We start from the raw sequence: 5609 nt of genomic DNA on the forward strand, positions 1-5609 counted from the left end.
AAAACTCTGCTCGATGGCGGGCGGCGGCGTACAAAAAATCTATATGGTGTTGTTAAGAGAACCGTCCCGGCGGGACAGGTCAGGCAGTGACCTGTTCCACCTCTGGGATGGGTTTGAGATTAAAATGAATTTCGATAGAAATGTGTCTTGTTTTATCTTCGTCAATGCGCTCATGCACGACGATTTCTTTGATTAAGCGGTTGAGGGTGGCTGCGTCCAGCTCTGTGATATTGGCGTATTCCTGAATGGCTTCCACCCATTGTTTTGCGTCATTGGCAAGCTGGACTTCATCGGACAGCCGCTTTCTGCCCTCGGACACTTTTGCTTTAAGCTCCGCTTGCTCGGTCTGTGTCTTTTCCAGCATGGTGTTGAAATTCTGTTCACTGATACGCCCTGCAATCATATCCTCATAAAGCCGCATTACCATTTTGTCCAGAACCTCAATCCGTTCCTCGTCCCTTGTGAGGGAGCGTTCCATTGCTTCCCGCTGTTCCCGCTGCTCGGCTTCACAGGTATTGGTCAAGCGGTCGGCAACCGCTTCCCCGTCCATCAGGGCGGCTCTGGCACATTCCCGGATTTTCCGCAGCACATGGCTGTAAAGGGTGTCATAATCAATCCGGTGCTGGGTGCAGTGGTTCTTTCCAAAGGCATTGTAGGTTTTGCAGGAGTAAATCTGCTGGGGATGTTTTGCGTTTGTGTAGCGTATCGTCAGTGACTTCCCACACTCACCGCATTTTATCAGTCCGGCAAACAGGCTGATTTCATTGGTCTGCCCCGGACGCTGGCGGGATTTCAGCTTGTTCTGCACAATGTCAAAGCTCATGCGGTCAATCAGCGGTTCATGCTGTCCCTCCACCACAATCCAGTCCTCCGGCTTCTTTTCCCCAATCGTGCCGATTTTGAAACGGTAGTCCTTTTTCTGGGAAGCAATCGCCCCGGTGTAGACGGGATTCATCAAAAGGTCTTTGATAACGGAGAAGTCCCACATATACCGCCCGTTTTCCGGGTCTTTCTTTTCCCATTTGGTGCGGGTATTGCGAAGCCCCCGTTCCCGGTTCCACCATGTGGGGCAGGGGATTTTTTCTTCCTCCAGCCGTCTGCGGATATAGTTCGGACCATGACCGTTTAGGGCATATCCGAAAATCAGCCGCACAATCGGGGCGGTTTCCTCGTCAATGAGCAGATGGTTTTTGTCCTCCGGGTCTTTCCGATACCCGAACGGGGCAAGACACCCGGTAAACTGTCCTTTCTGCGCTTTCAGAAGATAAGAGGAATGGACTTTCTTGGAAATATCCTTGCTGTACATCTCGTTCAGGATATTCTTGAACGGGGCAATATCGTTGTTATCACGCAGGGTGTCGATACCGTCATTCATGGCGATATAGCGGACACCGTTTCTTGGGAAAAAGTCCTCAATCAAATGCCCGGTTTGCAGATAGTTACGCCCCAGTCGGCTGAGGTCTTTCGTAATGACAAGGTTGATTTGCCTGCGCTCAATGGCTCTCAACATTCTCTGTAAATCAGGACGCTCCATATTAAGACCTGTGAAGCCATCGTCCTGATAGACTGCCACAACCTCCCATCCCTGCTTTTCGCAGTATTTTTCCAGCATATCACGCTGGTTTGCGATACTGGCACTTTCGCCTTGCAGGTCATCGTCCTTTGACAGTCTGCAATAGACCGCTGCACGATAACCCCCGGCAAGTGCCGAACCGATTGTTCTGTATTCCATTTCGTTCATCATAGCCATTTACCCACACAATCCAGACGGTATCTGGCTCTTTTGAACCTCATCTTCATTATACTTCATATCTCTCTTTTTAGCAAGATATTCTTTCGTATTTGTCTTTCCGTATTTCTGGGAAATCAGGCTGACGAACACATCGGTTGCGTCCAGCTCCCCGTCAAATACAGTGGTCACATGAATCTCTGTTTTGTTTTTTGCCATAGGCAGTTATCCTCCATACATGAAAATAGCCAGACAGAGGGTGTCGGCAACGAAGTCCGGCAACGGGCTTCAAAAGACCTTGCAAACAATCTCAATCTGGCGATGGTTACTATTTATACTTTTCTTTTATTTTTCTGTTGTTTTGGTTGTTATAAGGGAGAAAAGCCCGGAAATAAGGGGTTTTCCCCGGCAACCGGCTCGGCAACGGGATAGCAACAGAGGGTGCAACGGGCTGTCATTTTCAGAATGGAAGCTCCATCTGTTCTGTGACCTCCACAAAACCGTCCATCGTTTTTTCAGACGGGTTGCCGGAGTCCGTTGCCGGGTTTTCACGCTCCCAGCCCTTTTGTCTGCCATATTCTGAAAACATTCTTGGGTTCGGGAAGTACCGCCAGCCGGAAATGCACTGGTTCATAATCTCGTTGATTTCCCGGATTTCCCATTGCTTCGGTTCGTCAAAGGCATGGTTCAAGGCTTCCTTGTAGAGCTGCTTGGAACAGACCATGCTCCCGGTGTACTTATCAAGATACGCCTGTATCATTCCGGCTTTGGTGTCCTCCGGCATAAAATCCCGCTGGTGTTCTTTGAGATACCGCTGCATGGCGGGGCTGAAAGCCAGCTTGAACCTGCCGCTTCGGTAAATCTCCATCGCTTCTGCCCACATCTGCTCGATATAGGCTCTGGAAGCAGCTTCGTCCTCTAAAATGTGAACCTCGGCTTGCTCCGAGTACACCATGACGGGGATAAAGCGGCGGTTGCCGGAACGGTCAAGGGGCAGGAAGTCAAGGGCATTGGAAGTGCCGCCAAACACGCACTGACGGGGGCGGTCTGCCGGGTGGGTTTCATAGGGTATTTTGTAAACCTCTTTCTGCCGGCTTAAAAATGACTTGATTTCCTCAATGCTCTTGGCGTTGGCGGTTGCCATCATTTCTGACATTTCGATAATCCAGTGACCTTGCAGCTTGCGGTACACATTGTCATCGTCCAGCTTCCGCAAATCATCGGAGAACCACTCGTCCCGGACTGCCAGCAGACGGAAGAAGGTGGACTTGCCAGCCCCCTGACCGCCTACCAGACAGAGCATGATTTCAAACTTGCACCCCGGCTGAAAGGCTCGTGAGATTGCACCCAGCAGGAACAGCTTCAATGCTTCATAGGTGTAATCGTCTGCGTCAGCCCCCAGAAAGTGCCGCAGGCAGAAACGGATTCGTTCCGTCCCGTCCCACACAAGGGTATTGAGATAGTCCCGGATGGGATGGTACTTGTTTTCATTCGCCACAATCCCGATGGCGTTATCAATCTTTTTCTCATTGGTAAGCCCGTAGGTTTCTTCCAGATAAAGAAGCAGATACTTCATGTCCGTATCGTTCAGGGCTGTGCTTTCCCTGTGGAAGCCGATGGGCTTTATGATGTCCTTGCGGTCGGTCAGGATGTTGTATGCGATAGCCCCGGAAAGCAGCGGGTCACGCTGGAATACGGTCAGGCAGTTCCGTATGCTCTGACGGACACCGCCTTTCTCGGTAGTTTCCAGCCCCGCCTTGATTTCCTCAACGCTCTGGGGCGGCTGCATGGCGTTCATGGTGTTTTTTAGTTCTTGCTGCGTCTGCGGCTGCAAGCTCTGCCATTCGCTGTTCAAGCTGTATCACATCCTTTCCGTAGTCCGTAATCAAAGCCGCTTTTTCCTCTGTCTCCCCGAACAGCAGCACATCCAGCAGATATTCCACATGGGCTTGCTTTTGTAAGGCTTCCACAAACCGGGGATGAAAGGCTTCCTCTGGGGAGTGCGGGGCATATTCCGTTCTCCATGCCCGAAGCAGGTGGAGATAATCGGCAAGGATACGGAAGCAGCGGTTCTTTGCTTCCTGAAACTGTTCCTCCGGGGATTTCTGCCGGGGCTTGGGCTTTTTTGCCTTTCCCGGCGGTTTCCAGTCCTCATAGGAAAGCCCAAAGTCATTTGCTAGTTGTACGGCGGCTTCTTTCTTTGCCAGCCCATACAGGGCGGCGGCAAAATCAATCACATCCCCATCCGCACCGCAGCCGAAGCAGTGGTAACGCCGATCCAGCTTCATGCTTGGGGTTTTATCATTATGGAACGGGCAGCAAGCCATCCCGTTCCGACCTACATGGATTCCATAATGCTCCGCAGCCTGTCTTGTTGTGACGGACTGCTTCACAGCTTCAAATACATTCAAATCTATCACTCCTTGAAAATAAGAAAAGCACCTGACATTCTCTGATTGAAAATGGCAAGTGCCTGTTAAAGTTCCATATCCTGTTGTCTGTGTTTCGCCTGTGCCGGGGCGGTTCTTTGAGCCTTTTTCTCGTCTGCCTTATCCTGCAAGACTTCCTTGATGGGCTGCTTCTTAGGCGGCTCTTTACTTTCCTCTGTGCCGGGTGTGGCTTTCCGTACCCAGTAGCGGATGTCCCGCAGCTTCTTCAAATCCTCCTGTACCTCGGTCAGTGGTACTTTCAACTCTGCGATTTCTTCCAGAAGCGTTTCCTGCTCCTCTTGCAGCTCCTTTTGGGTACTGTCCTTATCATCTGGGTGCTTGGCAAGGTAGGCGGCGGCTTTTTCATACCGGGCAACCTCCGAGTGTTCCTGTTTGAATTTCTCCTTTGTTTTCTTAAAAAATATCTTCTGGTACTTCTCATAGACAGGCTTACATTCCTTGCAGTCTGTCCGGCTGGCAAGAATCCCGTCAATCACTTTGCTTCGGGCTTCCTTTGGCTTCATCTGATTGCGGTAATCTGCGGCTGATTTCCCGGAAGATTCCAGAAATACTTCTAAGTCCTCCACAGTAGAAAGCCCCTTTTGACGGAGATAGGACAGGGCTTCGCTGACTGCCTTTAAGTCCTGTGAAGTCCCCCGGTTCTGTCCAGCCCTTGTCCAGTCCTTCCGTTCTTCCTTTCGTATCTCCATATACTTCATCAGCAGATTGGGAAGAAGTGTCGCTTCCTCCGCCGCCTTTTGTGCAAGCAGTTCTTTTCGTTTTTCTCCCAGCTCGGTAATCCAGCCTTTGAGGTTTTGAATGAGCTGCCGGATAGACTTCATCAGGCGGTTGGCGGCTCTGATGTCCCGGTTCAGGTTTCCGATATTCGTCTGGATACCACGCTTTTCCATCTGCCGGACAGCAGCCCCCTCATGGACAGTGGGGACAATATCAAGCCCCTGTCTGGCATAGGAACGCAAGTCCACACGCTCCGGACGGTCATTGGCTTCCAGATAGCGGTTCTGGATGACCTCCCATTCATGCCGCCAGATTTCGCAATACTTCTGGTCGTTCCAATCCACCGTATCCTCCTTGTGGCTTTTCCATCTGCCGGACGGAAGTTTTATCCGTTCCCCGTTTTCGTCAAGGTCATAAACCTTGCGGCTCTTGGGAAGCCATTTTCCATGTTCGTCCATTGCCCTCATAGTGAGCATGACATGGGCGTGGGGATTGTGTCCCGGCGGATGGGGGTCATGGATGGCAAAGTCAGCAATCATGCCTTTGGAAACAAACTGCTGCTCACAAAACTCCCGGACAAGGACAGCATACTGGTCGGGCGGTATCTCTCTGGGGATGGTAAGCACCCACCGCCTTGCAAGCTGGGAGTTCCATTGTTTTTCCACCGCTTCGGCGGCGTTCCACAAAGTATTGCGGTCTGCATATTCCTGTGG

At 51.1% G+C, this 5609-nt stretch carries 6 protein-coding genes; 1 reads left to right on the forward strand and 5 read right to left on the reverse strand.

All coding sequences use genetic code 11. The annotated features are described in order from the left end of the window. Positions 1-79: 79 nt before the first annotated feature. Both DW835_RS17390 and DW835_RS17395 read right to left on the reverse strand, forming a co-directional pair. Positions 80-1750: a recombinase family protein gene (locus DW835_RS17390; protein ID WP_006060475.1), complete on the reverse strand. Its 1671-nt coding sequence runs from the start codon at positions 1748-1750 to the stop codon at positions 80-82. Next, complete coding sequence (locus DW835_RS17395; protein WP_117452253.1) at positions 1751-1948, reverse strand: hypothetical protein; 198 nt, start codon at positions 1946-1948, stop codon at positions 1751-1753. On the opposite strand from DW835_RS17395, the gene DW835_RS18765 reads away from it, so the two are divergent. Then, a complete protein-coding gene (locus tag DW835_RS18765; protein ID WP_021682886.1) occupies positions 1922-2161 on the forward strand; it encodes a hypothetical protein in 240 nt (79 codons plus the stop codon). The two genes, DW835_RS17395 and DW835_RS18765, sit on opposite strands and share 27 nt — an antisense overlap. Before the next feature lie 28 nt (positions 2162-2189). Here DW835_RS18765 and DW835_RS17405 read toward each other — a convergent pair whose 3' ends face one another. The 3 genes from DW835_RS17405 to DW835_RS17415 all read right to left on the reverse strand — a co-directional run. Further along, on the reverse strand, positions 2190-3527 hold the full coding sequence (locus DW835_RS17405) for a virulence-associated E family protein (protein ID WP_117567769.1): 1338 nt from the start codon (positions 3525-3527) through the stop codon (positions 2190-2192). Then, positions 3496-4140, reverse strand: a complete 645-nt coding sequence (locus DW835_RS17410) for a CHC2 zinc finger domain-containing protein (protein WP_117567768.1) — start codon at positions 4138-4140, stop codon at positions 3496-3498. Before DW835_RS17410 ends, DW835_RS17405 begins: the two co-directional genes overlap by 32 nt. A gap of 65 nt (positions 4141-4205) precedes the next feature. Beyond that, the coding region (locus tag DW835_RS17415) for a MobA/MobL family protein (protein ID WP_118731496.1) at positions 4206-5609 on the reverse strand (1404 nt) is incomplete at its 5' end.

It is taken from the genome of Clostridium sp. AM34-9AC (genome assembly GCF_003480225.1).
GTDB classification, from domain to species: Bacteria; Bacillota; Clostridia; order Lachnospirales; family Lachnospiraceae; genus Acetatifactor; species Acetatifactor acetigignens.